Source organism: Bradyrhizobium niftali (genome assembly GCF_004571025.1).
GTDB lineage: Bacteria > Pseudomonadota > Alphaproteobacteria > Rhizobiales > Xanthobacteraceae > Bradyrhizobium > Bradyrhizobium niftali.
Genome location: NZ_SPQT01000005.1, coordinates 279,089 through 303,950, shown reverse-complemented (window position 1 = coordinate 303,950; position 24,862 = coordinate 279,089). Strand labels below are relative to the sequence as shown.

Genomic DNA, 24,862 nt, shown 5'->3' with positions numbered 1-24,862 from the left:
TGCGGGCGCAGCGACCGCCGGCATACGTCGCGCAGGATGTTGGTGGGGTGCGCATGAGGTTCGCTGCCGGCAACAAAATCGATGTCACCGTATCGCTAGCTTCCGACGTAGTCGCCGCGATCGAGATCCTTCCGCGAGTCCGGCCGCCGCTGGCACGGCTATTCGCTGGCAAACAAGCCTCGTCGCTGCTCAAGGTGCTGCCGCGGCTCTTCGCATTGTGTGCCGCTGCACAGCAAACTGCACTGCTGTCCGCGGTCGAGACGGCGCGCGACGAAGTGATCACTCGCACAACGAAACAGTGTCGTATTGCGCTTCTCGTTATCGAGCGCATCGCGGATTTGCTACGGGGCCTGTTTGTCGGACATCTTGCGCAAGACATAGCCAGTGCGGCGGAAATCCGCTCCCTGATGCGGGAAATGACAGCGCTTCTCAGCAGCGCGCACTCACCCGGGGGCTCCGCTCAATGCGAAGCAACAGCGCGGATCGTGGCTGTGCTGAACGCGCTCGGCATGTCGAATGAGGGGGGCGCGGCGAGGTCCGGTAGCCCATTGGCGCTTCGCATTGCAGCGCTCGATGAGATCGGCGTCAAGCCAATTCCGGCGCAGCACTCGTTCCTGTCCGTTGCTGACGACCTCAACATCATTAAGCGGCTGCTCGTGGATGGCGCGAGGTTTTGCTATTGTCCGGATCTTGACGGACATGTGCCCGAGACGGGTCCATGGGCGCGCCAAATGACGCGTGATCGGCTCTCGCCCAGCCCCTCCGGTGCGGCCGAGCGGCTGAGGGCCAGAATTGCTGAAACCCTCCGATTATGTGCCTGGCTCAAGGCCGGTGCTCAGATTGACTCGGCAGAGCACGGGATTATCGAAAGATACAAGTTAGGGCCCGGCCGTGCGGCGGCCGCGGTCGAATGCGCCAGGGGGCGTCTCTACCACGCGGTTGAGCTCGATCCTCAAGGCCGGATATCCCGATTCGAATTCCTTGCGCCGACGGAGTGGAACTTCCACCCGTGCGGACCGCTTGTCCGCAGCCTGCAGGGCGCGGTGCTGACGGCTGGACGACGTCGGGATGCAGTCGATGCGGTGATTGCATCGCTCGATCCGTGCGTCGGGTTCACTCTCAATTTTTGCGAAGTTGGCGATGCATGAAATGGCGATTTGTCTCGGCATCATTCAAATCGTCGAGGAGGAGGTACGTCGGCGATCGTTCTCGCGGGTGCGGAGCGTCTGTCTAGAAATGGGAGCGCTGACCCATGCCGCGCCTGAAGCGCTCAGGTTCTGCTTTGCTGTCGTTGCAACGAGGACGGCCGCCGAGGGGGCAGTCCTTAATATCGTCGAACTGCCAGGCGTTGCCTGGTGCATGAGCTGTTCGAAGAGCGTCGAGATTGCGCGACGCGGTGAATGCTGTCCTTGCTGCGGCAGCTATCAGTTGCAGGTAACCGCGGGCGAACAGATGCGCGTGAAAGAGCTGGAGATCGAGTGATGTGTACCGTTTGCGGCTGCACCGAAGGAACGCCGTCGACCAAACGCGCCAAGGCGCACGATGTGGAGCGCCCTGAGGGATACGATGCCCATATGCAGGGCGATTGCGATCGCCATTGTGCCCTTCCGCATGACGACCAAGGGCCGCAGCGTTCGAACCATGCTGGCGATAGTCATAGTCGCAATCCTCGCTCTGTCCATCACCAGGCTCATGGTGGGCAGGCGCTTCTGAGCGGCGCCGGGCCGGCTGGCTCGAAGGTCGCGGGCATGAGCAGAGAGCGCGTCATTCAGATCGAGCGCGATATTCTTGGCAAGAATAATGGGATTGCGGCGCACAACCGCGCACTCTTTCTCGCCAATGACCTGCTTGTATTTAATCTTTTGTCCAGTCCCGGTGCAGGTAAAACGACGCTACTCGTCCGCGCGGCGTCTGAGCTCAAGCGCACCCGGCCGGTTGGGGTTATCGAGGGCGATCAGCAGACCTCGCACGACGCCGAACGCATTCGGGCCGCCGGCGTGCCAGCCATTCAAGTTAACACCGGCAAGGGTTGCCATCTCGACGCTGCGATGATTGGCGATGCTTATCGCCGGTTGCCGCCGCTCACGGGTGGTATTCTCTTCATCGAGAACGTCGGTAATCTGATTTGTCCCGCAGCCTTCGATCTTGGCGAGGCCTGCAAGATCGTACTGCTATCCATTACCGAAGGTGAAGACAAGCCGCTCAAATATCCTGATATGTTTGCCGCTTCTTCGCTCATGGTGATCAACAAGATTGATCTGGCCCCGCTGCTTGAGTTCGATTTCGGCAAGACGATCGAATACGCCAGACGAGTCAATCCAAACATCGAGGTGCTTTTAGTTTCGGCTCGTACGGGCGAGGGTCTTGGCGCGCTATACGCCTGGATCGATAGACGCGCATGGCATCAAAGGCGCGCCGTAGAGGACATAAGGTGATGAGCGCCGCAACCACCTGCGACCGAACGCGGCTGCGCGTGCGCGTGACTGGGGCCGTGCAAGGGGTCGGCTTTCGTCCTTACGTCTATAGACTCGCCGTGCGCTACGGATTGGCCGGGTTTGTCATCAATGGCCCCGAGGGCGTTACGATCGAGGTCGAGGGCGACCGTGCGTCGGACTTTGTAGCAACGTTGCCGCTCGAGGCACCTCCATTGGCACGCATCGACCACATCTGCGTTCGGGAGACGGCGGCGCTCGAGGCGAAAGAATTTTCGATCGGCACGAGCGAAGCCGGCAAATTGTCAACCCAGATCGTCGCTGATGCTGCTGCCTGCCAGCAATGCCTCAGCGAGCTGTTCGATCCAGAAAGTCGGCATTACCTTTACCCCTTCATCAGTTGCTGCCATTGCGGCCCACGGTACACCATCGCCGAACGGCTTCCGTACGACCGCCGGAACACCGTGATGCGGGCTTTTAGGCTGTGCGCCGCCTGCGCGGCCGAATATGCCGATCCGGCGAGCCGCAGGTTCCATGCGGAGGCGATCGCGTGTCCGGCATGCGGGCCTCGGCTCAGCCATGGGATCAGCGCCATTGCCGCGGCAATCGCGGGGGGACAAATCGTGGCGATCAAGGGGCTCGGAGGATACCAGCTTCTTTGCGACGCGCGTAACCAGGATGCCGTGCAGCGTTTGCGCAGGAGAAAGCAGCGCCTTCAGAAGCCGTTCGCGGTTATGGTCGATTCCATAGAGCGCGTCAGCGACATCGCGGAGGCGAACGCGCCCGAGCTTGCGCTGCTCGAATCCGTAGCACGTCCCATCGTCCTTCTGTCTTCGTGTAACAATTTGGCGCCCGCCATAGCTCCTGGCTTATCACGCGTGGGTGTCATGCTGCCTGTAGCGCCGCTGCATCACCTCATCTTTCATGCGCTTCGCTCGGCAGGAGCATGTGTGCGGACCGGCCCGGTCATCGTCGCCACCAGTGCGAACCTTTGCGGCGAACCGCTCCTGATCGACAACGCGCAGGCGCTGCGGCGGCTCAAGGGGATCTCCGACCTTATCGTGACTCATGATCGCGATATAGTGGCGCGTGCCGATGACTCCGTGGTGTCGGTGGTCGCTGGCCGGCCGCGATTCATTCGTCGTGCCCGTGGCTATGTTCCCGAACCGATCAGGCTTGCGAAGTCGGTGCCGTCCGTGCTCGCCGTCGGCGGCGCACTGAAATCGACCGTCACCATCACGCGGGACAACCAAGCGTTCGTCTCCCAGCATATTGGCGATCTGGATACGGCCGAGGGCATCCGCGCGTTCGAGGAGACGATCCGACACCTTACATCGAGCCTTGATGTAGAGCCTGTCGCCATGGCCCATGATCTGCATCCTGATATGGCTTCTACCCGGTTTGCGGAAGCCAATGGCCGCGCGCTGGTCGCTGTCCAGCATCACCACGCACACGCTGCCGCAGTGATCGCCGAGCATGGTCATGCGGGACCTGCGCTTGCCCTGGTGCTGGATGGCCATGGCCTTGGCTCCGAGGGCGGTAACTGGGGTGGCGAGCTATTGTTGTGCGAAGGGGCGGGGTGCCAACGCATCGGGCACTTAGCGCCCCTGCAAATGCCCGGTGGAGATCGTGCAGTCCGCGAGCCGTGGCGGATGGCCAGCGCAGTATTACACGGACTCGGTCGGGGTGACGAAATCGGGCTGCGCTTCGCGGCACAACGGCAGGCTGGATGTGTGTTGGCGTTGCTCGAACAGCCGGGCGGGGCCACCACGACCAGTGCGGGCCGATTGTTCGACGCCGCAGCGGCGCTGCTGGGGATTGCGAGTTTGCAGAGCTATGAGGGCGAAGCGGCGATGAAGCTCGAGGCGCTGGTGCGGCGGACTGCGATTCTCGAAGCCGGCTGGACGATCGATGGTGGCGTGCTGTCGCTTCGCCCGCTGTTTGCGCGGTTGATTGCAGATGACATTGACGCGGTGGGCGGAGCCGGCCTGTTTCATGGCACTTTCGCCGCCGCCTGCGTTGACTGGGTCGCGCGGTCTGCGCGGACAACTGGCGTTAACACGGTCGTTCTGAGCGGTGGCTGCTTCCTGAACGCGGCGCTGGCGGATGAAATCCCGCGCGGTTGCAGCGCTGCCGGCCTTACCCCGCTCGTGCCACGGCGGGTGCCGCCCAATGATGGCGGTTTGAGCCTTGGCCAGGCCTGGATTGCCGCTCTGCAGATAGCTCAACAGTCGTCCGCCAGGGGAGGATCAGCCTGACTATGTGTCTTTCGGTTCCGGCAAAGATTGCAAAAATTCTTCCCAACGACATGGCCATAGTGTCCATCGACGGCATCAGCCTGGAGATATCGATTGCTCTCGTCGACGAGCTCGAGGTCGGTGATTGCGTCCTTGTCCATGTGGGCTATGCGTTGGCCAAGATCGATCCGGTGGAAGCCGAGCGCACGCTGGAGCTGCTGCAGGAGCTAGGCAGCGCAGGGGAACGCCAATCATGAAATATGCCGACGAATTTCGCAACAAGGCCATCGCTCAAGGAATTGCGCGTGCGATTGGCGCCGAGGTTAGTTCGCAAAGGGCCTATCGGTTCATGGAGTTCTGCGGCGGGCACACTCATGCGATCTCCCGTTATGGCCTGGAGGATCTGCTGCCCGCGAACGTCCGCATGATCCACGGGCCCGGTTGTCCGGTCTGCGTTCTGCCCGCCAGTCGAATCGATATGGCGATCCGGCTTGTCGACCGACCAGAGGTCACTCTGTGCGTGTACGGCGACCTGATGCGCGCGCCTGGGTCTCAAGGACAGTCCCTGTTGCGAGCTAAAGCGCTCGGCGCCGACATTCGGATGGTCTACTCGACGCTCGATGCTATCAGGCTCGCCGAACAGGCACCGAGCCGCGAGGTGGTCTTCTTTGCCATCGGATTTGAGACTACGACGCCGCCGACGGCGGTGATGATCCGAATTGCCGAGAAGAAGCGGCTGAAGGGCCTCAGCGTGTTCTGCAACCACGTGCTTACACCCTCTGCGATGCACAGCATTCTCGAGAACCCCAAAATCCGCGACACCGGCGGGGTTCCAATTAACGGCTTCATCGGGCCTGCACATGTCAGCACCATTATTGGTACGCAGCCTTACGAGCCCCTGGCAGAACAATTTGGCAAGCCGATCGTGATCGCGGGATTCGAGCCGCTCGATGTGTTGCAGGCTATCCTGATGCTGGTGCGACAGGTGAACGAAGATCGCTACCAGGTGGAGAACCAGTACAGTCGCGTGGTGACGCGTGAAGGCAATCGGCGTGCCAAAGATGAGGTATCGCAGATATTCGAACTGCGTGCGCAGTTTGAATGGCGTGGGCTCGGACTCGTACCCAACAGCGGACTGAAGCTGAAACCGGCTTACGCGCAATTCGACGCTGAGACGCGTTTTGCGATCCACGACTTGCGTGTCGCAGACAATCCAGCCTGCGAGTGCTGCGCGATTCTGCGTGGCGCCAAGCGGCCAGTCGATTGTAAGCTGTTTGGAACCGTCTGCACGCCGGAAACTCCCATAGGGTCCTGCATGGTATCGTCGGAAGGTGCTTGCGCGGCGTATTGGACCTATGGCCGAGTTCGCGATGAACCGTTGAGGCAGACGTCATGAGTGTAAAGGGCTATCAGCGCAAGCTCGACCTCGAGAACGGACGCGTTGATCTTTCCCACGGATCCGGGGGCCGTGCCATGGCACAGCTGATCTCCGGCCTTTTTCACCAAGCCTTTGGTAATGAATGGCTCGCCCGCTACAATGATCAGTCGGCGTTTGACGTTACGGCAGGCAGAATGGTGATGACGACCGACGGCTATGTGGTCTCGCCGCTGTTCTTTCCCGGCGGCAATATCGGGTCACTGGCTGTGCACGGCACCATCAATGACGTCGCGATGTCCGGCGCGCGTCCTCTCTATCTGTCGGCCAGTTTTATCATCGAGGAGGGCTTCCCGTTTTCTGATCTGAAGGTGATCGCGGATTCGATGGGCTCGGCAGCGCGCAGTGCCGGCGTTCACATCATTACCGGAGACACCAAGGTTGTTGAGCGCGGCAAGGCGGATGGTCTGTTCATCTCTACAACCGGGATCGGGATTGTGGCCGATGGGCTCGATCTCTCCGCCGACAAGGCAAGGGTGGGGGACCGTGTGCTGGTGTCCGGGAGCCTCGGCGATCATGGGGTGGCGATCATGTCAAAACGTCAGAACCTCGCTTTTCAAACCGAGGTCGGCTCGGATTCCGCAGCGTTGCATAACCTCGTGGCGGTCATGGTTGCCGCCGGCGGTAGCGGCATCCGGGTGATGCGCGACCCCACGCGGGGTGGGCTTGCCGCGACCCTCAACGAGATTGCGCATCAATCCGAGCTCGGGTTCCGTCTGCATGAAGCATCCATTCCGGTGAAGCCGGCGGTTGCGGCTACCTGCGAACTCCTTGGACTGGATCCCATCCATGTCGCCAATGAAGGCAAGCTCGTTGCGATCGTCGCGCCTGATTTGGCTGATGCCGTGCTTGCAGCCATGAAGGCACACCCGCTCGGGTCCGATGCAGCTGATATTGGCGAAGCGGTGGCTGACAATCGGAAATTTGTGCAGATGGCGACCGGTTTCGGCGGTCGACGAATCGTCGACTGGTTGTGGGGCGAACAATTGCCTCGGATCTGTTGACACGCTGCGCATCGTCCAGCTTTTGGAAACCAAGTTTATGATCAATGGTCGTGAGCCATCACCCATCACCCATCACCCATCAGCTCTGGAAACCATCCCTTCTATGGGCAATCTGCCCACCGGCAGACTGCGAGTTTGCTCTTTGGGCGTGCTGAATATCGGTTGTTAGTTTTTCCACGAGCCGAGAACGCAATTCGAAACGATTCATGGCCATCGCGCAGTTTCGACGGTTGCTCAGCGAGCATGGTCACACGATCCGCTCGGCCCCCGTGGGTTTGAAATCCTGCGAAGCTTGTCAAATATCGTTGAATTTCTGCGCCATTTTGACGGCTGCGTCGCAACATCGCCGCTCGCTTCCGATTAGAAAGGCGCTTCAGGCAGGAGTTTTCAAATGAAGGTCGGAGTCCCCAAGGAAATCAAGGTGCACGAATATCGCGTGGGCCTTACCCCGGGAGCTGTCCGCGAATACGTGGCAGCGGGCCACCGCGTGATGATCGAGACCAATGCCGGCGCTGGCATTGGTGCAACCGATGACGATTATCGCATTGTTGGCGGAACGATTCTAACTTCCGCAGCTGAGGTATTCGCATCGAGCGAGATGATCGTAAAGGTTAAGGAACCTCAGCCCTCCGAGTGGTGTCAGCTGCGGGAAAATCAGATCCTGTTCACTTATCTGCATCTGGCCCCCGACCCGGATCAGGCCAAGGGCCTCCTGAAATCTGGATGCACTGCGATCGCCTACGAGACCGTAACTGATCCGCATGGTGGTCTTCCGTTGCTGGCGCCGATGAGCGAGGTCGCGGGTAGGCTTGCGATCGAAGCGGCGGGCAGCGCCCTGAAGCGGAGTGCAGGCGGACGAGGGCTGTTGATCGGTGGAGTGCCCGGTGTTCAGCCTGCCCGAATCGCGGTGATCGGAGGTGGCGTCGTTGGTACGCACGCGGCACGCATGGCGGTTGGTCTGGGCGCAGAGGTGACCATCATCGACCGTTCGATAGTCCGGCTCCGCGAGTTGGACGAGCTATTCGAAGGACGCGCTCGCACCAGGTTTTCGACTATCGATTCTGTGGAGGAAGAGGTATTTGCAGCGGATGTGGTGATTGGTGCGGTGCTCGTTCCAGGTGCGAGCGCGCCGAAGCTGGTCCGCCGGAGCATGCTGAGCTCGATGCGCAAGAGGGCGGTGCTCGTGGACGTCGCTATCGATCAGGGCGGCTGCTTTGAGACATCGCACCCAACCACTCACGCTGATCCTACTTACGAAGTGGATGGCATCATTCATTATTGCGTGGCCAATATGCCCGGGGCCGTGCCGCTGACCTCGAGCCAGGCACTGAATAACGCGACGCTGCCGTTTGGTTTGGCTCTGGCCAACAAGGGCTTTACCGCCGTGCTCGAAAATCCGCATTTGCGCGCAGGCCTCAACGTCCATCGGGGCCGGCTAACTTACGAAGCGGCGGCCGAAAGCCTCGGGCTGCCCTTCTCACCGATCGAACAGGCTGCGGCCTGATCCCAGAGGCCCTTATGGGCATTTCCTCCCTGACTTAGGCCACCCTCCTCCGGGGTGGCTTTTTTTTGGCTCTATCGATCTGCTGACCGGCGCCGGCATGCATTTCGAACGTGGAGCGAAGCGAAGGATCGCCAGACGAGCGCCTCGCTTTGGTCCCCGCACGATGCGAGACAATGTACTTTCGCCCATACAGCGCATATGAATGCCGGTTTTGCCAGGTAATCCGAGCCAATTGAAAATGCGTCCGTGGGGGCCCGCGATCACCGGAGCGACTTTGTCTGGCTTGATCGCCGCCAATCTGACTGGCTATGGAGACGCCAACCGGGCCGGTGATGACTGCGCGGGTTATTTACCGTGGTGCTGTCGCCGGCGCCGCCGCTGTACCGGTGAGTGGAACCATCAAGAGGCGGCTCGGGGTCGACCCGACACACCGGCGGAGAACTTTTTGAAGTCGCGCGGCGCATCCATCATCGCCGCGGCGCGGCGGCCTTAGCAAGGATCGCAGATCGTTCCCTGAGTTTGGCGAACGCGGTTCACCTGATCGCTGACTGCCGTGAGATGGACCATGCGCAAACCACGGCATCGAGCTCAAGCTACTGTCATGCGCGTTGTAGGATTTGCGACACCGTGTCGAGGCGGCGACTTGCGTTATCAAAAATAGCTCAAACAAAATCGAGTTAAACTGTTTGGCACAAGACTTGAAAGCAAGAAACTGTCCGCAATTTTCGCTCATGGAATCGCAGTGATGGCCTACAAGATAATCGCATCCCAGTGCACTGTGTGCGGTGCATGTGAGTTCGAATGTCCCAATGCCGCGATCAGCCTGAAGAACGATATATATGTGATCAATCCGACCCAGTGTACCCAATGTGAGGGGCACTTTGACGCGCCGCAATGCGCCGTCGTTTGCCCGGTGCCAGATACCTGTGTGCCGGCATAGGTGGAGTAGTCGATGAGGGGAGCTCCTGCGCGAAACATGATGAAGACGCTATCGACAGCGGCCGTCCGTCGGATTCGTCTTCTGTTTCTCTCACTCGCTGGCCCCGAGTTGCCGGCGACTTGCGCGATCCGCTTGGATCGATTGCGGCGGAGTCCCCGCCGGCGGGAGTTGTCGTTGCCCCAGTGGAGCGGGCAATGGTAGCTTTACAAGAGACAGTCGAGCGCGTCCGGCGCATCGACGTCGACCAGTATCGATATGGGTTTGAGACCCTGATCGAGTCCGAGAAGGCCCCGAAGGGGCTGTCGGAAGAGATCGTAAAATTCATCTCGCAGAAGAAGAACGAGCCCGCCTGGATGCTCCAGTGGCGGCTGGAGGCCTATCGGCGCTGGCTGACCATGACCGAGCCGACCTGGGCGCGTGTCGAGTATCCCAAGATCGACTTCCAGGACATCTACTATTACGCGGCGCCGAAGCCGAAGAAGACGGTGACCTCGCTCGACGAGATCGATCCGGAGATCCTGAAAACCTACGACAAGCTCGGCATCCCGCTGCGCGAGGTCGCGGCGCTCGAGGGCGTTGAGCCGCCACCCGGCGGCGAGCAGACGCCGAACCGCAAGATCGCGGTCGACGCGGTGTTCGATTCGGTGTCGGTTGCAACCACCTTCAAGGCCGAGCTGAAGAGGGCCGGCGTGATCTTCATGCCGATCTCGGGGGCGATCCGCGAGCATCCCGAGCTGGTGCAGAAATATCTGGGCTCGGTGGTTCCGACCTCGGACAATTTCTACGCGACGCTGAACTCGGCGGTGTTCTCCGACGGCTCGTTCGTCTACGTGCCGCCCGGCGTGCGCTGCCCGATGGAGTTGTCGACCTATTTCCGCATCAACGAGCGCAACACCGGCCAGTTCGAGCGCACGCTGATCATCGCGGACAAGGGCTCCTACGTCTCCTATCTCGAGGGCTGCACCGCGCCGCAGCGCGACGAGAATCAGCTGCACGCCGCCGTGGTCGAGCTGGTCGCGCTCGATGATGCCGAGATAAAATATTCGACAGTGCAGAACTGGTATCCGGGCAATTCGGAAGGCAAGGGGGGCATCTACAACTTCGTCACCAAGCGTGGCCACTGCCGCGGTGATCGTTCCAAGATCTCCTGGACCCAGGTCGAAACCGGCTCGGCGATCACCTGGAAGTACCCGAGCTGCATCCTGCGTGGCGACAATTCGAGCGGCGAGTTCTACTCGATCGCGATCTCGAACGGCTTCCAGCAGGTCGATTCGGGCACCAAGATGATCCATCTCGGCAAGAACACGTCGAGCCGCATCATCTCCAAGGGCATCGCAGCGGGCAAGTCGCAGAACACCTATCGCGGTCTCGTCACCGCACACCGGAAAGCGACCGGCGCGCGCAACTTCACCGCCTGCGATTCCCTGTTGATCGGCGACAAATGCGGCGCGCACACCGTGCCGTATATCGAGGCGAAGAACTCCTCGGCGACGTTCGAGCATGAGGCGACGACCTCGAAGATCTCCGAGGACGTCCTGTTCTACTGCATCCAGCGCGGGCTTTCGCAGGAAGAGGCCGTCGGACTCGTCGTCAACGGCTTCGTCAAGCAAGTTCTGCAAAAGCTGCCGATGGAATTCGCGGTGGAAGCGCAGAAGCTAATCTCGATCTCGCTCGACGGATCTGTCGGATAACCCAACCACCCGAGCCTCCCCGAATGCGGCTCGCCAGATGACATTTCAGGGATCAGATTAGAATGGCGCTACTCGAAATCCGAGATTTGCATGTTGGTGTCGAAGACCGCGAAGTTATTCGCGGCCTCGATCTTAACGTCCATGCGGGCGAGGTGCACGCGATCATGGGGCCGAACGGCTCCGGCAAGTCGACCCTCTCGCACGTCATCGCCGGCAAGCCCGGCTATGAAGTCACCGACGGCCAGATCCTGTTCAAGGGCGAGGACCTCCTGGAGATGGCCCCCGAAGAGCGCGCCGCCAAGGGCGTGTTCCTGGCATTCCAGTATCCGGTCGAGATCGCCGGCGTGACCACCATGAACTTCCTGCGGGCGGCACTGAACGCCCAGCGCAAGGCGCGGGACCAGCAGGAATTCTCCACCCCCGAATTTCTGAAAAGAGTCCGCGAGGTGGCTGGTTCACTCAACATTCGCCAGGACATGCTCAAGCGTGGCGTTAATGTCGGCTTCTCCGGCGGCGAGAAGAAGCGCAACGAAATTTTGCAGATGGCATTGTTCGAGCCGAGTCTGTGCATCCTTGACGAGATCGATTCCGGCCTCGACATCGACGCGCTGCGTATCGTCGCCAGCGGCATCAACGGCTTGCGTTCGCCCGAACGAGCGATGATCGTGATCACGCACTATCGGCGGCTTCTCGACCATATCGTGCCGGACGTTGTGCACGTGATGTCTAAAGGGCGGATCGTGAAGAGCGGCGACAAGGAACTCGCGCTGGAGCTCGAGGCTTGTGGCTACGGCCAATTCGAAGACGCGGCCTGACGGCTCTAGGGACTCCGATGAAGCAGGTTTTGCCAAAAGCCGACCCCGAACGCGCAAGTGGCAATGTTTTCGCTGCGGCGCGTGGACGGCTGCCTGGTGCAGGCCTTGTTCCCCAAATCCGGGCGAGCGCATTTGAGGTCTACGAGCGTACCGGCCTTCCGCATCGGGGCATGGAGGACTGGAAATACACAGATCTGCGCGCCCTGATCGGCGAGGTGCTGCCACTCGCTCCGCGACCGGATGCGGAGGCGCTAGTGCGCGCAAAGGTGTCGGCCGAGCAAGTGTCTGCCGATCAGGCGGTCAAACTGGTTTTGGTGGATGGCATATTCGTGCCGGAGCTATCCGATCTCGGCAGGCTGGAAAATGAACTTGTTGTGCGGTCGCTGCGAGAGGTTCTGGAGAATTCGGCCCCTGGCGACATGGCAGGTCTGGTGCTGTCGACGACGAGCGATTCCGTTATCTCGCTCAACGCCGCATTGGCAACAGATGGCCTGGTGATTACGGTCGCCGACGGCAACGCGGTGAAGCGTCCAATTCAAATCGTTCACGTCGCAACCGGCGCGTCGGTGTCCACCTTTACACGCTCGTATCTACAGCTTGGTAAAGGCGCGCATGCGGCCATCGTGGAAAGTTTCGTCTCGGCTGAACGCGCGAGCGGCTATCAAGCCAACGATGCGATAATCGCCCTAGTCGGTAACGAGGCGAGCCTTTCGTATATCCGCGTCGCAGCCGCTGCCTCTGACGCCGTGAATATCTCGTCGGCGATCATCGCAGTCGGCGCCAGGGCTAAGCTCGACCTCTTCAGCATGACCTGCAGCGGCTCCATCAGCCGCTATCAGGGATTCATCTCGCTGGCTGGCGAGGGAACCAAGGTCTCGGCGAATGGAGTTAATCTCATCAGGGGCGAGCTTCACGCCGACACAACGATGGTGGTCGACCATGCCGTGCCACATTGCACCAGTCGGGAGAAGTTCCGCGCGGTCATCGACGATCGAGGCCGCTCGGTATTTCAGGGCCGAATTGTCGTTCGTCCTGCCGCCCGGAAGACGGACGCCACCCTGACGACGCGAGCGTTGCTCTTATCCGACCAGGCCGAGGCTGACAGTAAGCCGGAACTTGAAATCTTGGCTGACGACGTGACCTGCGGCCACGGAGCGACATCGGGTGCGCTGGACAACAGTCTCGTATTCTATCTGCGCGCTCGAGGGCTACCCGAGAAGGATGCGAAGTCGTTGCTGATTAAAGCGTTCCTTGGCGAGTCGATTGAGGAGATCACTTCCGAGAATCTGCGCGATTTTGTGACAGCGCAAGCTGAACACTGGCTGCAGGCGGGGCGATGAGCGCACATCCCGCCGTGAGCAATGGCAGTTACGACGTCAACCGTGTACGTACGGACTTTCCTGCGCTCGCCATGACGGTGTACGGCAAACCGCTTGTTTACCTCGATAACGCTGCATCCGCGCAAAAGCCAAACGCGGTGCTTGACCGCATGATGCAGGTGTACTCCAGCGAATATGCCAACGTTCATCGCGGCTTGCACTACCTCGCAAACGCGGCGACCGAGGCGTATGAAGGCGCCCGTACCAAGGTGGCGCGGTTTGTGAACGCGCGTGCAAACGAAGAGATCATCTTCACTCGGAGCGCCACGGAGGCAATCAATCTGGTCGCGCAGACTTTTGGCCGTGAACGCGTTAACCCGGGTGATGAGATCGTGCTCTCCATTATGGAACACCATTCGAACATTGTGCCATGGCACCTTCTCAGGGAACGACTCGGTGCAGTGATCAAATGGGCGCCAGTGGATGATGACGGAAACTTCTTGCTCGATGAGTTTGAGCGACTGCTGACCCCGCGCACCAAGATGGTTGCAATCACACAAATGTCGAACGTGCTCGGCACGGTATTGCCAATGAAAGACGTGGTGAGGATCGCGCATGCTCGTGGTATCCCGGTGCTGGTTGACGGCTCGCAAGCTTGCGTCCATCTGAGCGCCGACGTTTGCGACATTGATTGCGATTTCTACGTCATGACGGGCCACAAACTCTATGGTCCGACCGGGATCGGTGTGCTTTACGGCAAGTCTGAGCATCTGGCATCGATGCCGCCCTTCAATGGCGGCGGGGAGATGATCCGCGAGGTCTCGCGTTCCGGCGTCATTTATGGTGACCCGCCACACCGGTTCGAAGCAGGTACGCCGCCGATCGTCGAAGCCATTGGTTTAGGGGCAGCTATCGATTACATCAATTCAATAGGCAAGGTGCAGATCCGCAGGCACGAGAGCGTGCTGCTCGCTTACGCGCAGGAGAGGCTGGCGGAGATCAATTTCATGCGCTTGATCGGGACCCCGGCCGACAAGGGACCGATCATTTCCTTTGATATGAAGAGTGCGCATGCGCATGATATTGCCACCGTCATCGACCGCGCCGGTGTGGCGGTGCGGGCGGGGACCCATTGTGCGATGCCGCTGCTCAAGCGCTTCGGCGTGCTGGCAACGTGCCGTGCGTCCCTCGGACTTTACAATACACATCAGGAGATCGATGTGCTCGTGCGTGCGCTTATCAAGGCGCGGCAGCTGTTCTCGTGATTGGGCGAGCCTGCGATCTCCAGGTGGCAAGGCAGCTCGCATTGAGGCCTGGAGGATGAGGTCATGCACCTCATCACATAACAGCAGGTAAGCACCTATAGGTCGCAACAAGCATAGATAGGATTGATGGGCCTGTGTCGGCCAGCCGCCCTTGCGGCCGGTCTTCCAGTGCGGCGCCTTCGGCGAGGTCAATCGCATCGTACTGCGATCGCGAACACGCTCGAGAATTGGGCGGGCAATTTCACGCATAGCCAGCCCTTGTTCAATTTCGAACAGGGCCGAGCCAAGAGTTCTCTGCCCCAAGCGTAATGTCGGGTTCGCAACACCAACCACCGTAACCGCACGAGGCGCGCTAAGCGATTTTGATTGCTATGTTTTTGGCGCACATGATGCGCTGGCATGCTGGTTGCAAAAGTCTTGCCCAAGAAGCCGCCCTCGCAACAGCTAACTTTTGAAGGACATCAGATGAGTCTCGCCACGACCCAGAGCATCGCAGAAATCAGGGCTCGCAACAAAGAGCTGATCGAGGAGGTGCTGAAGGTCTATCCGGAGAAAACCGCGAAACGGCGTGCCAAGCACCTCAACGTTCACCAAGCCGGCAAGTCAGATTGCGGGGTGAAGTCCAACATCAAATCCATACCTGGCGTGATGACGATCAGGGGCTGCGCCTATGCAGGGTCAAAGGGAGTGGTCTGGGGACCGATCAAGGACATGGTCCATATCAGCCATGGCCCGGTAGGCTGCGGTCAATATTCGTGGGGCTCCCGACGCAATTATTACGTTGGCACGACGGGGATCGATAGCTTCGTGACCCTGCAGTTCACCTCCGACTTCCAGGAAAAGGATATCGTATTCGGTGGCGACAAAAAGCTGGTCAAAATTCTTGACGAAATCCAGGAGCTGTTTCCGCTCAACAACGGCATCACGATCCAATCGGAATGCCCGATCGGATTGATCGGTGACGACATCGAGGCAGTGTCGAGAGCGAAATCCAAGGAATACGGCGGCAAGACCATCGTGCCGGTCCGTTGTGAGGGCTTTCGGGGTGTGTCGCAATCACTAGGCCATCACATCGCCAACGATGCGGTGCGCGATTGGATTTTCGACCAGCTCGAGTCCGATGGCAAATCAAAGTTTGAGCCGACGCCGTACGATGTTGCGATCATCGGAGACTACAATATCGGCGGCGACGCCTGGTCATCGCGAATTCTGCTAGAGGAGATGGGCCTGCGGGTGATCGCGCAGTGGTCCGGCGACGGTTCACTAGCTGAGCTCGAGGCAACGCCGAAGGCAAAGCTCAACATTCTGCATTGCTACCGTTCTATGAACTACATCTCGCGCCACATGGAAGAGAAGTTCGGTATCCCCTGGTGCGAGTACAACTTCTTCGGACCTTCAAAGATCGCAGAGTCGCTGCGCAAGATTGCTGGCTATTTCGACGACAAGATCAAGGAAGGCGCCGAGCGGGTGATTGAAAAGTACCAACCGCTGGTGAGCGCTGTGATTGCAAAATATCGCCCGCGCCTGGAGGGCAAGACGGTGATGCTGTACGTCGGAGGGCTCCGTCCGCGTCATGTGATCGGCGCATACGAGGACCTCGGGATGGAAGTCATTGGTACGGGATACGAGTTCGGTCACAACGACGACTATCAGCGCACAGCTCAGCACTACGTAAAGGACAGCACGCTCATCTACGATGACGTTAATGGCTATGAGTTCGAGCGCTTCGTCGAAAAGCTCCAGCCTGACCTCGTCGGCTCGGGCATCAAGGAAAAATACGTTTTTCAAAAGATGGGTGTGCCGTTCCGGCAGATGCACTCCTGGGACTATTCGGGCCCATATCACGGCTATGACGGCTTTGCCATCTTTGCCCGCGACATGGACATGGCCATCAACTCGCCCGTCTGGAAGAAAACGAAGGCCCCCTGGAAGGAAGCTGCGAGGGCCAAGCTCCTGGCTGCAGAATAAACCAACTCATCTCGGTCTGCGCGAAGGCCGGCGCGACACCAATCTCGATAGTGAAGGATTTCAACAATGGCGCAGAGTGCCGAACACGTGCTCGATCATCTCGAACTGTTCCGAGGTCCAGAATACCAGGAGATGCTGGCCAAGAAGAAGATATTCGAGAATCCGCGCGATCCCGCCGAGGTTGAACGCATCAAGGAATGGACGAAGACGGCCGAATATCGCGAAAAGAACTTTGCGCGGGAGGCGCTAGCGGTAAATCCGGCCAAGGCATGCCAGCCACTTGGCGCCGTATTCGCCTCTGTTGGCTTTGAGGGCACGCTGCCCTTCGTCCACGGCTCGCAAGGCTGCGTGGCCTATTACCGCAGCCATCTGTCGCGGCACTTTAAGGAGCCGTCTTCCTGCGTCTCCTCGTCGATGACGGAAGACGCTGCCGTATTCGGCGGTCTGAACAACATGATCGACGGGCTCGCGAACAGCTACAACATGTACAAACCCAAGATGATTGCGGTCTCGACCACCTGCATGGCCGAGGTGATCGGCGATGACCTCAACGCCTTCATCAAAACGTCGAAAGAGAAAGGCTCGGTTCCGGCGGATTTCGACGTGCCATTCGCCCATACGCCGGCGTTCGTCGGCAGCCACGTCACCGGTTATGACAACGCGCTCAAGGGCATTCTGGAACATTTTTGGGATGGTAAGGCCGGAACAGCACCGAAGCTGGAGCGCAAGCAGAACGGGACGATCAACATCATTGGTGGGTTCGATGGCTATACCGTCGGGAACCTTCGCGAGATCAAGCGCGTCTTGGCGTTGATGGACATCCAGCACACGATTCTCGCGGACAATTCTGAAGTCTTCGATACTCCGACAGATGGCGAATTCCGGATGTATGACGGAGGCACGACGCTGGAAGATGCGGCTAACGCGGTTCACGCCAAGGCGACAATCTCCATGCAGCAGTGGTGCACCGAAAAAACGCTGCCATTCGTGGCTGAGCATGGGCAGGACGTCATATCGTTCAACTACCCGGTGGGCTTGTCCGCAACGGATGACTTTATCGTGGCGCTGTCACGCATCAGCGGCAAGGGGATTCCCGAGCAACTGGCGCGAGAACGTGGCCGCCTGGTCGACGCTATCGCTGACTCCAGCGCGCATATCCATGGCAAGAAGTTTGCGATCTATGGCGATCCGGATCTTTGCTATGGGTTGGCCGCGTTTCTGCTCGAACTCGGCGCCGAACCGACCCATGTGCTGTCTACGAACGGCAGCAAGGCATGGCACGAAAAAATGCAGGTGCTGCTTGCAAGCTCGCCATTTGGGCAGGGCTGCCAAGCCTATCCGGGCCGAGACCTCTGGCACATGCGCTCACTCCTGTTCACTGAGCCAGTCGATTTTCTGATTGGCAACACCTACGGCAAGTATCTGGAGCGCGATACTGGAACGCCACTGATCCGCATCGGCTTTCCGGTTTTTGATCGGCATCACCATCACCGCTCCCCCCTATGGGGCTATCAGGGCGGCCTGAATGTGCTGGTGAAGATCCTGGACAAGATCTTCGATGAGATGGACAAGAAAACAAACGTTCTTGGCAAAACTGACTACAGCTTCGACATCATTCGTTGATGAGCGACCGTGGCGCGTGCCATCGCCCAATAACTCGGCGATGGCACAAGCACACGACCGTTGACCATGCAATTAGTTTGCGCTGAGAGGAAAAGGGATGAGTTCACTAGCGGCCACGGTCCAGAATATTTTCGACGAGCCGGGCTGCGCCAAGAACGGCAGTAAGTCGGAGGCTGAACGCAAGAACGGCTGCACCAAACAACTGCAGCCGGGGAGCGCTGCGGGCGGCTGTGCTTTCGATGGCGCCAAGGTTGCGCTACAGCCGTTCACCGATGTCGCTCACTTGGTGCATGGTCCGATCGCGTGCGAAGGTAATTCCTGGGACAATCGCGGCGCGGCGTCGTCAGGCTCGAATCTGTGGCGCACCTCGTTCACAACCGATTTGAGCGAAACCGATATTGTATTCGGAGGCGAGAAGCGGCTCTGCAAAGCGATCAAGGAGATCATCGACAAGTGCGACCCGCCCGCGATCTTCGTTTATCAAACCTGCATCCCGGCGATGATTGGCGACGATATCAACGCAGTCTGTAAGGCCGCATCTCAAAGGTTCGCAAAGCCGGTGATCCCGATCAATTCCCCGGGCTTCGTCGGCTCGAAAAACCTCGGTAACAAGCTCGCCGGCGAGGCGTTGCTCGACTATGTGATCGGGACGCAAGAGCCAGACTACACCACCCCGTACGATATCAACCTGATCGGAGAATACAACCTTTCGGGAGAGCTCTGGCAAGTGAAGCCACTGCTAGACGAACTTGGAATACGGATTCTCTCCTGCATCTCCGGCGATGGCAAGTATCGCGAAGTCGCTTCATCCCATCGCGCGCGGGCGGCGATGTTGGTGTGCTCAAAGTCCATGATCAACGTCGCACGCAAGATGGAGCAACGCTACGGGATTCCGTTCTTCGAGGGGGCGTTCTACGGTATTCAAGATTCGAGCGAATCGCTGCGTCAGCTTGCCCGCTTATTGGTTGAGCGCGGCGCGCCTGCAGATCTACTCGGGCGCACTGAATCGGTGATCGCGCGCGAGGAAGCGTGTGCCCGGGCTGCGATAGGGCCGTACAAGCCACGATTCGAAGGCAAGAAGGCTTTATTGATTACCGGCGGCGTCAAGTCATGGTCGATCGTTGCGGCACTCCAGGAATCTGGGCTTGAGTTAGTCGGAACCAGCGTCAAGAAATCGACCAGGAATGACAAGGAGCGCATCAAGGAGCTCATGGGGCGGGATGCCTACATGATTGAGGACATGACTCCGCGCGAAATGTATAAGATGTTGAAGGACGCAAAAGCGGACATCATGCTGTCGGGCGGCAAGTCGCAGTTCGTCGCGCTGAAAGCGGCGATGCCCTGGCTCGATATCAACCAGGAGCGTTGCCACGCCTATATGGGCTATGTCGGAATGGTCAAGCTGGTGGAGGAGATCGATAAGTCGCTCTCCAGTCCGATGTGGGAGCAGCTACGTCGACCGGCACCGTGGCAGGCATTGGCCAAGGCGATGGAGCAAATGCAGCCGCCGGTTGCGGCGATCGCTTGCGATCCTGCGCTCGCCGAGACCGCGCGCCGCGCGAGGAAGATCTGCGTGTGTAACACGGTCGATCTGGGCACGATTGAGGATGCAATCTACGCGCACGGCCTGAGGAGCGTCGCAGCGGTGAGAGAGCATACCGATGCGCTCGGTGGCTGCTGTCGGAGGCGCATCCAAGGTATCTTGGTGTCCGATCCATCTGCCATGGGACAGGCGGCAGAATAAGGAGGCGTCATGGCCATCGTCACGGCGCCGAGGAAAGCCTGCGCTGTCAACCCGCTGAAGATGAGTCAGCCGATCGGCGGCGCATTCGCCTTCATGGGGCTGCGCGGGGCGATGCCGCTTCTGCACGGCTCCCAGGGATGCACATCCTTCGGGCTCACGCTTTTCGTCCGGCATTTCAAAGAGGCAGTACCGCTGCAGACCACCGCGATGAGCGAGGTCGCGACCGTACTCGGCGGTTATGAGAATCTCGAGCAGGCGATACTGAACATCTACAACCGTACCAAGCCAAAAATCATCGGAATCTGCTCGACCGGTGTCACCGAGACCAACGGCGACGATGTGGATGCCTACCTCAAGCTAATCCGGAGCAAGCATCTCCAACTCGCAAAGTTGCCACTGGTGTATGTCTCGACGCCTGATTTCAAGGGCGCGTTCCAGGACGGCTGGGGGAAGGCTGTGGCACGCATTGTAGAGGTGCTGGTGGAAGGGCCCGGCGCCAATGGCCTGCGGGACCCATTGAAAGTGAATGTTCTGCCGGGATGTCACCTCACGCCCGGCGACATTGATGAACTCCGTGTCATACTGGAAGATTTCGGGTTGTGCCCGTCCTTCCTCCCTGACGTAGCAGGATCGCTCGATGGACATATCCCCGATGAGTTTACGCCAACGACCATCGGCGGCATCGGCGTCGACGAAATTGAGAGCATGGGCCGCGCCGGATGGACGATTGCAATCGGGGCGCAGATGCAGCGTGCGGCAGAGGTCATGCAGGTCAAGACCGGCGTGCCTTTTCGTGTCTTCGAGCGGCTGTGTGGTCTCTGTCCAAACGACGAATTCATGACCTTCCTGAGCGAGATCAGCGGCCGCCCCATACCCTTGAAATATCGGCGCCAGCGCGGTCAGCTCGCCGATGCAATGCTGGACGCACACTTCCATATTGGCGGTCGCAAAGTTGCTATCGGCGCTGAGCCAGATCTTCTGTTCGATCTGTCCGGCATGCTGCACGACATGGGCGCGCAGCTGACAGCGGTCGTGACGACCACTCAGTCGGAGGTGATCGAGCGGATCAAGACCAAGGAGGTACTCATTGGCGATCTCGAGGATCTGGAAGGGCTTGCCAAAACACACCATTGCGACCTCTTGATCACGCATTCGCATGGCAGGCAAGCGGCGGCGCGGCTGAAATTGCCGTTCTATCGTACGGGTTTTCCGATGTTCGATCGACTTGGTGCGGGACACCAACTATCCGTGGGCTATCGTGGTACCCGCAATCTGATCTTTGAAATCGCCAACCTCGTGATCGCGCACCGCGAGGAAAACGATCGGCCTACGCCCGATAAGTGGCGGACTGCGTCCGAACTGCCACGTTGCTCGGGCTATCGCAGCTCCACCGGCGCGGCTGGGGAGGCGATTGGATGAAAGTTGCGTTTGCCACTCAGGACCTGAAACGAGTCGACGCCCATTTTGGTTGGGCAAAGAATATCGCAATCTACGATGTCACGCCTGGAGGGCACGTGTTTCTCAAAGCGATTGAGTTTGAGGGCGATCTAAAGGAAGACGGCAACGACGACAAGTTGGCGCCGAAGATCGAGGCGATCAAGGATTGCGCAATCCTTTACGTCGCCGCCATTGGTGGTGCCGGGGCTGCGCGAGTGGTGGCCAACAAGATCCATCCTATCAAGGTGAACAAGCCAGAAAGCATTCTGGTGTTGCTCGAAAAACTCGAGCGCGTACTGAAGGGCACGCCACCTCCCTGGCTACGCAAGGCCATGGCAAAGGACCGAGCGCGTACGTTCGAGTTCGACGAATGAGGTGATATGACCGCAAAAATAGAGCAGCAGGGCAGCGCCGTCGACGCGCCATTCCTCAAGCAGTTGATCAAGATTTGGCGTGCTCAGGATACCAACGGAGCCTGGAAGGCGAAGAGTGATCTTGACCTGCTCGAACCCTATATCCTGGACAAGCAGAAAAGGCGCGCATTGCCGATTATCGGTGATCCCGATCCCGATACACTGTGGCGGCTTAAGCTGTTCTTCGATGCGGTCGCGCTCTCGATCGAGAAGGAGACCGGCGGGATGCTCCAGCCGATTCTGGATCTGCATCATGAAGGCTTCGGCCGCATGGTGCTCATCTCAGGTCGGCTGATCGCCGTGAACAAGCAGCTGCGCGACGTGCATCGCTTCGGATTTGATAATTTCGTAAAGCTCGCGCAGGAGGGCGACAAATATGTCAGCGACGGAATCGACCTAATTCGGAAATTTCCGCAGGTGGCGAACTATTGGGGATACTCATGAGCGATCGTGAAACATTGAAGGCGGAACTAAGGAAGGTGTCCGCCAAGGCGACCCAGGCGAAGATGGATCTGCACGACCTTTCCGAAGAATTACCCATCAACTGGACCTCGATCATGGTGGTGGCGCAGAAGGCGTACGATGCCTATGCCGAACTTGAGCGGAAGGGTCTCGACTTGAAGGCGCTTGAAAAGACTTAAAGGGGCAATGCATGTCGTTTCAAACACGAGACGGACGCGACTGGACGCCACAATATTTGATCTCGATCGATCCCAAGAAGTGCATCGGCTGTGGCCGCTGTTTCAAGGTTTGCGGCCGTGATGTCATGACGTTGAAAGGAATCAGCGAGGATGGCGAATTTGTCAACCTCGATGACGACGACGATGAGATCGAAAAGAAGGTCATGGTTATGAATGATCAAGGCGCCTGCATTGGCTGCGGTGCATGCGCCAGGGTTTGCCCCGCGAACTGCCAGGCTCACGCGTCAGCCGTACCTGAAGCGGCGTGAGCGAACACACTCGTCCTGTCGCGGCAGGCGAGATATAGGTGAGGAAACGTGCAATTGCGATCAGGTGAACTCATGGTGAGAACGGCGCGCCCGAAGGATCTCGATTGGTTGGGGGGCGGCTATATTATGCCGATACAACAGCCGTTGCTCACAAACCACTCCTCTCCAAGGTCTGCCTATTCGTAGAAGGCGAGCCGCGCCTCCCGCAGCGCTAAGTAGATCGAAGTGCCTGTCATAATGGAGTCCTAAGAGCATAGTTCAAGGCAGGTAGCCACTTACGTTGGACGATTTGAGCCGAAGGGATGCTGCGCATGTCTGCTTGCGATCAGGAGAAGCTTACGTTTCTGCCGCGCCGCCGATCGTGGACAATGATGTCTGCCTAGATTCGAATCTGAGAACGTGAAGTGCCGGGAACACCTTAGTTGGTCTTTTGCGCACGCTCGGTGACGGACGACATTTCGCTGCCCAGTACACAGTCGTTGCACAGAGCATCGAGAGCACATCGCAAATCAGACACGGAACACTTGGCACGCAGGTCTCTAATTGTCGTTGCGCGGGTACCTGGTCGGACCTGCTACCCATCTGCTGATAGGGAATCTGCGAGTCATCATCATTAGACGTCGGTCTCTTTGACGGATCGGCAGCCGGCGATCTTACGTGCGATTCTACCCACAGATCGCGGCTTGTCGCAGCGACATTTGTAACTCACGCGCAGAGGTAGTCACGCCGAAGCGCAGGGTGTTTTGGTCAGGTTGTGGTCAGCTAGGAATCCTATCCTAGCAACAGAGCTTGCACGGCACGGGCTCAGTTGCGTGCAACTTTGCCGATAGGAGAGCGCTCTCATGTATGGCAGAAGCGTTGGCTCATCCAGCCAGTTTACAACCGGTAACCAAACTGACGATTTGTCAGAAGCGGGAGATAGTCCCCGGTTTGCGGAAACAGTTGCAGGAATGGAGCGAGGTGGGTCGTCATCCGAACCAGCGGCGTCATACTCTCTCGTTTCCGAGCCGCCCATTAGAGAGATCGACCGAGACTCCTTTTTGCGCGGAGTTGAGAGATTCTTGCGCAATGATATCAGGCGCATCGCCGAGAATCCAGAAGAGTACTCGGACTTCGTCTCCCAGAAGGCTGAGCGCGCAGCAACGGTTGCCGGAAGTTACGCCAACACGTACGACGATCCAAATAGACCAGCACGATTTTACAGCTACCGGTTGGGCGACGAAATTGTCGGGCTTCTAAGAGCAGGAGGCCCGGCTCGGATTAAAGGAGACCATTTTCAGCAGCAGTTTGGGCGCAACGATATCACGTCCGTCGTAGATCTTAGGGTGACTCATCCGCTTGTCGAGAACGCTGGCGATATCTTGCTAGAACATCAACTGCGACAGGACGGGGACCAGCCACTGATCTTGTCGCGGCCGGCCCTTGCAGGCATGGAACCTCGTCTAGCGGATATGGGTTTTGTTCCCGTAGGTCGTAACTACTGGGTGCTTGATCCTCACCAGCGCGGCGATGTGTGGGCGAAGAACGAGAACGATGAGTGGCAGCGGGTAGGCAAGCCTACGAAGTATCTTTCCAAAGATGGGGGCAGTGATGTCGGTCCTCAGAGAAGCTACGAAACGGACTCATCGGACGATGACCCTTCATTTTACTTGGAGCGCGCTCTTACGGAGATGCACATGGAGTAAATCCGCTGCAATAGCAGCAGCGGGCCTGAAATGACGGACATTTAACCGTTCTGTCCCGGGCTCAACGGTCTTGCTTCAAAGGGGGCGCACGCTCGCTGCGTCGTCCCCGCCGGCTGAAACGTTCGTTCAACCTTTCTCCGAAGGCGCTTACGAAGCTGCGGTGGGATGCGATCCGAGGGGCGTAACGGGCGGGCCTACGGAGTGGCCATCAACGAGCAGCAACGACCAGCCTTCGCAGGCAGCTCTCTGGCAAATGGTGCAGAGGGCCTGGACCCGAAAGCTGCAGCTGTATGGCCATCATGGAAACGGCAGCAAGGCCCAAATTGTCGAACTGACTGGTCTGAATTATGCGTCGGGTAATTGGGTGAGCCAGCAATGGCTGGCTTGCGCGTTGGATTACC

General features: G+C 58.9%; 22 protein-coding genes. All 22 read left to right on the top strand.

Features of this window, described 5'->3' with window-relative positions:
• The first annotated feature begins 53 nt into the window (after positions 1-53).
• The 22 genes from E4K65_RS47190 to E4K65_RS13465 all read left to right on the top strand — a co-directional run bounded on the left by E4K65_RS47190 (position 54) and on the right by E4K65_RS13465 (position 24,461).
• Positions 54-1,148, top strand: coding sequence for a hypothetical protein (locus E4K65_RS47190; protein WP_167770776.1), 1,095 nt, complete (start codon positions 54-56; stop codon positions 1,146-1,148).
• Positions 1,141-1,482, top strand: a complete 342-nt coding sequence (gene hypA, locus E4K65_RS13565; protein ID WP_135174554.1) for a hydrogenase maturation nickel metallochaperone HypA — start codon at positions 1,141-1,143, stop codon at positions 1,480-1,482. The genes E4K65_RS47190 and hypA overlap by 8 nt, the downstream gene beginning before the upstream one ends.
• Positions 1,482-2,435, top strand: a complete 954-nt coding sequence (gene hypB, locus E4K65_RS13560; RefSeq protein WP_235885624.1) for a hydrogenase nickel incorporation protein HypB — start codon at positions 1,482-1,484, stop codon at positions 2,433-2,435. The genes hypA and hypB overlap by 1 nt, the downstream gene beginning before the upstream one ends.
• On the top strand, positions 2,435-4,690 hold the full coding sequence (gene hypF, locus E4K65_RS13555; protein ID WP_135174553.1) for a carbamoyltransferase HypF: 2,256 nt from the start codon (positions 2,435-2,437) through the stop codon (positions 4,688-4,690). Before hypB ends, hypF begins: the two co-directional genes overlap by 1 nt.
• Positions 4,691-4,692: 2 nt before the next feature.
• Positions 4,693-4,926, top strand: a complete 234-nt coding sequence (locus E4K65_RS13550) for a HypC/HybG/HupF family hydrogenase formation chaperone (RefSeq protein WP_135174552.1) — start codon at positions 4,693-4,695, stop codon at positions 4,924-4,926.
• On the top strand, positions 4,923-6,065 hold the full coding sequence (hypD, locus tag E4K65_RS13545) for a hydrogenase formation protein HypD (protein WP_135174551.1): 1,143 nt from the start codon (positions 4,923-4,925) through the stop codon (positions 6,063-6,065). The genes E4K65_RS13550 and hypD overlap by 4 nt, the downstream gene beginning before the upstream one ends.
• The gene (gene hypE, locus E4K65_RS13540; protein WP_135174550.1) at positions 6,062-7,108 is read left to right on the top strand and encodes a hydrogenase expression/formation protein HypE; all 1,047 of its coding nucleotides are present in this window, start codon (positions 6,062-6,064) and stop codon (positions 7,106-7,108) included. Before hypD ends, hypE begins: the two co-directional genes overlap by 4 nt.
• A 391-nt stretch (positions 7,109-7,499) precedes the next feature.
• On the top strand, positions 7,500-8,612 hold the full coding sequence (gene ald, locus E4K65_RS13535; RefSeq protein WP_135174549.1) for an alanine dehydrogenase: 1,113 nt from the start codon (positions 7,500-7,502) through the stop codon (positions 8,610-8,612).
• Positions 8,613-9,357: 745 nt separating this feature from the next.
• Positions 9,358-9,552, top strand: a complete 195-nt coding sequence (locus E4K65_RS13530; protein ID WP_035730311.1) for a 4Fe-4S binding protein — start codon at positions 9,358-9,360, stop codon at positions 9,550-9,552.
• A 194-nt stretch (positions 9,553-9,746) separates the two neighbouring features.
• Complete coding sequence (gene sufB / locus E4K65_RS13525) at positions 9,747-11,243, top strand: Fe-S cluster assembly protein SufB (RefSeq protein WP_135174548.1); 1,497 nt, start codon at positions 9,747-9,749, stop codon at positions 11,241-11,243.
• Positions 11,244-11,305: 62 nt separating this feature from the next.
• Positions 11,306-12,058 (top strand): Fe-S cluster assembly ATPase SufC, encoded by a 753-nt coding sequence (gene sufC / locus E4K65_RS13520; protein WP_135174547.1) that lies wholly within the window; start codon positions 11,306-11,308, stop codon positions 12,056-12,058.
• Positions 12,059-12,075: 17 nt separating this feature from the next.
• Complete coding sequence (sufD, locus tag E4K65_RS13515) at positions 12,076-13,398, top strand: Fe-S cluster assembly protein SufD (protein ID WP_135174546.1); 1,323 nt, start codon at positions 12,076-12,078, stop codon at positions 13,396-13,398.
• On the top strand, positions 13,395-14,642 hold the full coding sequence (locus tag E4K65_RS13510; protein ID WP_135174545.1) for a cysteine desulfurase: 1,248 nt from the start codon (positions 13,395-13,397) through the stop codon (positions 14,640-14,642). Before sufD ends, E4K65_RS13510 begins: the two co-directional genes overlap by 4 nt.
• 465 nt (positions 14,643-15,107) lie before the next feature.
• Positions 15,108-16,610: a nitrogenase molybdenum-iron protein alpha chain gene (gene nifD / locus E4K65_RS13505; RefSeq protein ID WP_135174592.1), complete on the top strand. Its 1,503-nt coding sequence runs from the start codon at positions 15,108-15,110 to the stop codon at positions 16,608-16,610.
• A 66-nt stretch (positions 16,611-16,676) separates the two neighbouring features.
• Positions 16,677-18,233: a nitrogenase molybdenum-iron protein subunit beta gene (nifK, locus tag E4K65_RS13500; RefSeq protein ID WP_135174544.1), complete on the top strand. Its 1,557-nt coding sequence runs from the start codon at positions 16,677-16,679 to the stop codon at positions 18,231-18,233.
• 97 nt (positions 18,234-18,330) lie between these two features.
• Positions 18,331-19,977 (top strand): nitrogenase iron-molybdenum cofactor biosynthesis protein NifE, encoded by a 1,647-nt coding sequence (gene nifE, locus E4K65_RS13495; RefSeq protein ID WP_135174543.1) that lies wholly within the window; start codon positions 18,331-18,333, stop codon positions 19,975-19,977.
• Positions 19,978-19,986: 9 nt separating this feature from the next.
• The gene (nifN, locus tag E4K65_RS13490) at positions 19,987-21,396 is read left to right on the top strand and encodes a nitrogenase iron-molybdenum cofactor biosynthesis protein NifN (RefSeq protein ID WP_135174542.1); all 1,410 of its coding nucleotides are present in this window, start codon (positions 19,987-19,989) and stop codon (positions 21,394-21,396) included.
• Positions 21,393-21,788, top strand: a complete 396-nt coding sequence (nifX, locus tag E4K65_RS13485; protein WP_135174541.1) for a nitrogen fixation protein NifX — start codon at positions 21,393-21,395, stop codon at positions 21,786-21,788. The genes nifN and nifX overlap by 4 nt, the downstream gene beginning before the upstream one ends.
• 6 nt (positions 21,789-21,794) lie before the next feature.
• Positions 21,795-22,271 carry a NifX-associated nitrogen fixation protein gene (locus E4K65_RS13480; RefSeq protein ID WP_135174540.1) on the top strand — a complete coding sequence of 159 codons (477 nt, stop codon included), beginning with the start codon at positions 21,795-21,797 and terminating at the stop codon, positions 22,269-22,271.
• The gene (locus E4K65_RS13475; RefSeq protein ID WP_135174539.1) at positions 22,268-22,468 is read left to right on the top strand and encodes a CCE_0567 family metalloprotein; all 201 of its coding nucleotides are present in this window, start codon (positions 22,268-22,270) and stop codon (positions 22,466-22,468) included. The genes E4K65_RS13480 and E4K65_RS13475 overlap by 4 nt, the downstream gene beginning before the upstream one ends.
• Positions 22,469-22,479: 11 nt before the next feature.
• The gene (fdxB, locus tag E4K65_RS13470; RefSeq protein ID WP_135174538.1) at positions 22,480-22,776 is read left to right on the top strand and encodes a ferredoxin III, nif-specific; all 297 of its coding nucleotides are present in this window, start codon (positions 22,480-22,482) and stop codon (positions 22,774-22,776) included.
• A gap of 950 nt (positions 22,777-23,726) precedes the next feature.
• On the top strand, positions 23,727-24,461 hold the full coding sequence (locus tag E4K65_RS13465; RefSeq protein WP_135174591.1) for a host specificity protein: 735 nt from the start codon (positions 23,727-23,729) through the stop codon (positions 24,459-24,461).
• The last annotated feature ends 401 nt before the right edge of the window (positions 24,462-24,862 follow it).

Excerpts from the sequence above, each read along its gene's own strand:
- E4K65_RS47190 (WP_167770776.1), top strand. The coding sequence starts at position 54 with ATGAGGTTCGCTGCCGGCAACAAAATCGATGTCACCGTATCGCTAGCT.
- hypA (WP_135174554.1), top strand. The coding sequence starts at position 1,141 with ATGCATGAAATGGCGATTTGTCTCGGCATCATTCAAATCGTCGAGGAG.
- hypB (WP_235885624.1), top strand. The coding sequence starts at position 1,482 with ATGTGTACCGTTTGCGGCTGCACCGAAGGAACGCCGTCGACCAAACGC.
- hypF (WP_135174553.1), top strand. The coding sequence starts at position 2,435 with ATGAGCGCCGCAACCACCTGCGACCGAACGCGGCTGCGCGTGCGCGTG.
- E4K65_RS13550 (WP_135174552.1), top strand. The coding sequence starts at position 4,693 with ATGTGTCTTTCGGTTCCGGCAAAGATTGCAAAAATTCTTCCCAACGAC.
- hypD (WP_135174551.1), top strand. The coding sequence starts at position 4,923 with ATGAAATATGCCGACGAATTTCGCAACAAGGCCATCGCTCAAGGAATT.
- hypE (WP_135174550.1), top strand. The coding sequence starts at position 6,062 with ATGAGTGTAAAGGGCTATCAGCGCAAGCTCGACCTCGAGAACGGACGC.
- ald (WP_135174549.1), top strand. The coding sequence starts at position 7,500 with ATGAAGGTCGGAGTCCCCAAGGAAATCAAGGTGCACGAATATCGCGTG.
- E4K65_RS13530 (WP_035730311.1), top strand. The coding sequence starts at position 9,358 with ATGGCCTACAAGATAATCGCATCCCAGTGCACTGTGTGCGGTGCATGT.
- sufB (WP_135174548.1), top strand. The coding sequence starts at position 9,747 with ATGGTAGCTTTACAAGAGACAGTCGAGCGCGTCCGGCGCATCGACGTC.
- sufC (WP_135174547.1), top strand. The coding sequence starts at position 11,306 with ATGGCGCTACTCGAAATCCGAGATTTGCATGTTGGTGTCGAAGACCGC.
- sufD (WP_135174546.1), top strand. The coding sequence starts at position 12,076 with ATGAAGCAGGTTTTGCCAAAAGCCGACCCCGAACGCGCAAGTGGCAAT.
- E4K65_RS13510 (WP_135174545.1), top strand. The coding sequence starts at position 13,395 with ATGAGCGCACATCCCGCCGTGAGCAATGGCAGTTACGACGTCAACCGT.
- nifD (WP_135174592.1), top strand. The coding sequence starts at position 15,108 with ATGAGTCTCGCCACGACCCAGAGCATCGCAGAAATCAGGGCTCGCAAC.
- nifK (WP_135174544.1), top strand. The coding sequence starts at position 16,677 with ATGGCGCAGAGTGCCGAACACGTGCTCGATCATCTCGAACTGTTCCGA.
- nifE (WP_135174543.1), top strand. The coding sequence starts at position 18,331 with ATGAGTTCACTAGCGGCCACGGTCCAGAATATTTTCGACGAGCCGGGC.
- nifN (WP_135174542.1), top strand. The coding sequence starts at position 19,987 with ATGGCCATCGTCACGGCGCCGAGGAAAGCCTGCGCTGTCAACCCGCTG.
- nifX (WP_135174541.1), top strand. The coding sequence starts at position 21,393 with ATGAAAGTTGCGTTTGCCACTCAGGACCTGAAACGAGTCGACGCCCAT.
- E4K65_RS13480 (WP_135174540.1), top strand. The coding sequence starts at position 21,795 with ATGACCGCAAAAATAGAGCAGCAGGGCAGCGCCGTCGACGCGCCATTC.
- E4K65_RS13475 (WP_135174539.1), top strand. The coding sequence starts at position 22,268 with ATGAGCGATCGTGAAACATTGAAGGCGGAACTAAGGAAGGTGTCCGCC.
- fdxB (WP_135174538.1), top strand. The coding sequence starts at position 22,480 with ATGTCGTTTCAAACACGAGACGGACGCGACTGGACGCCACAATATTTG.
- E4K65_RS13465 (WP_135174591.1), top strand. The coding sequence starts at position 23,727 with ATGGAGCGAGGTGGGTCGTCATCCGAACCAGCGGCGTCATACTCTCTC.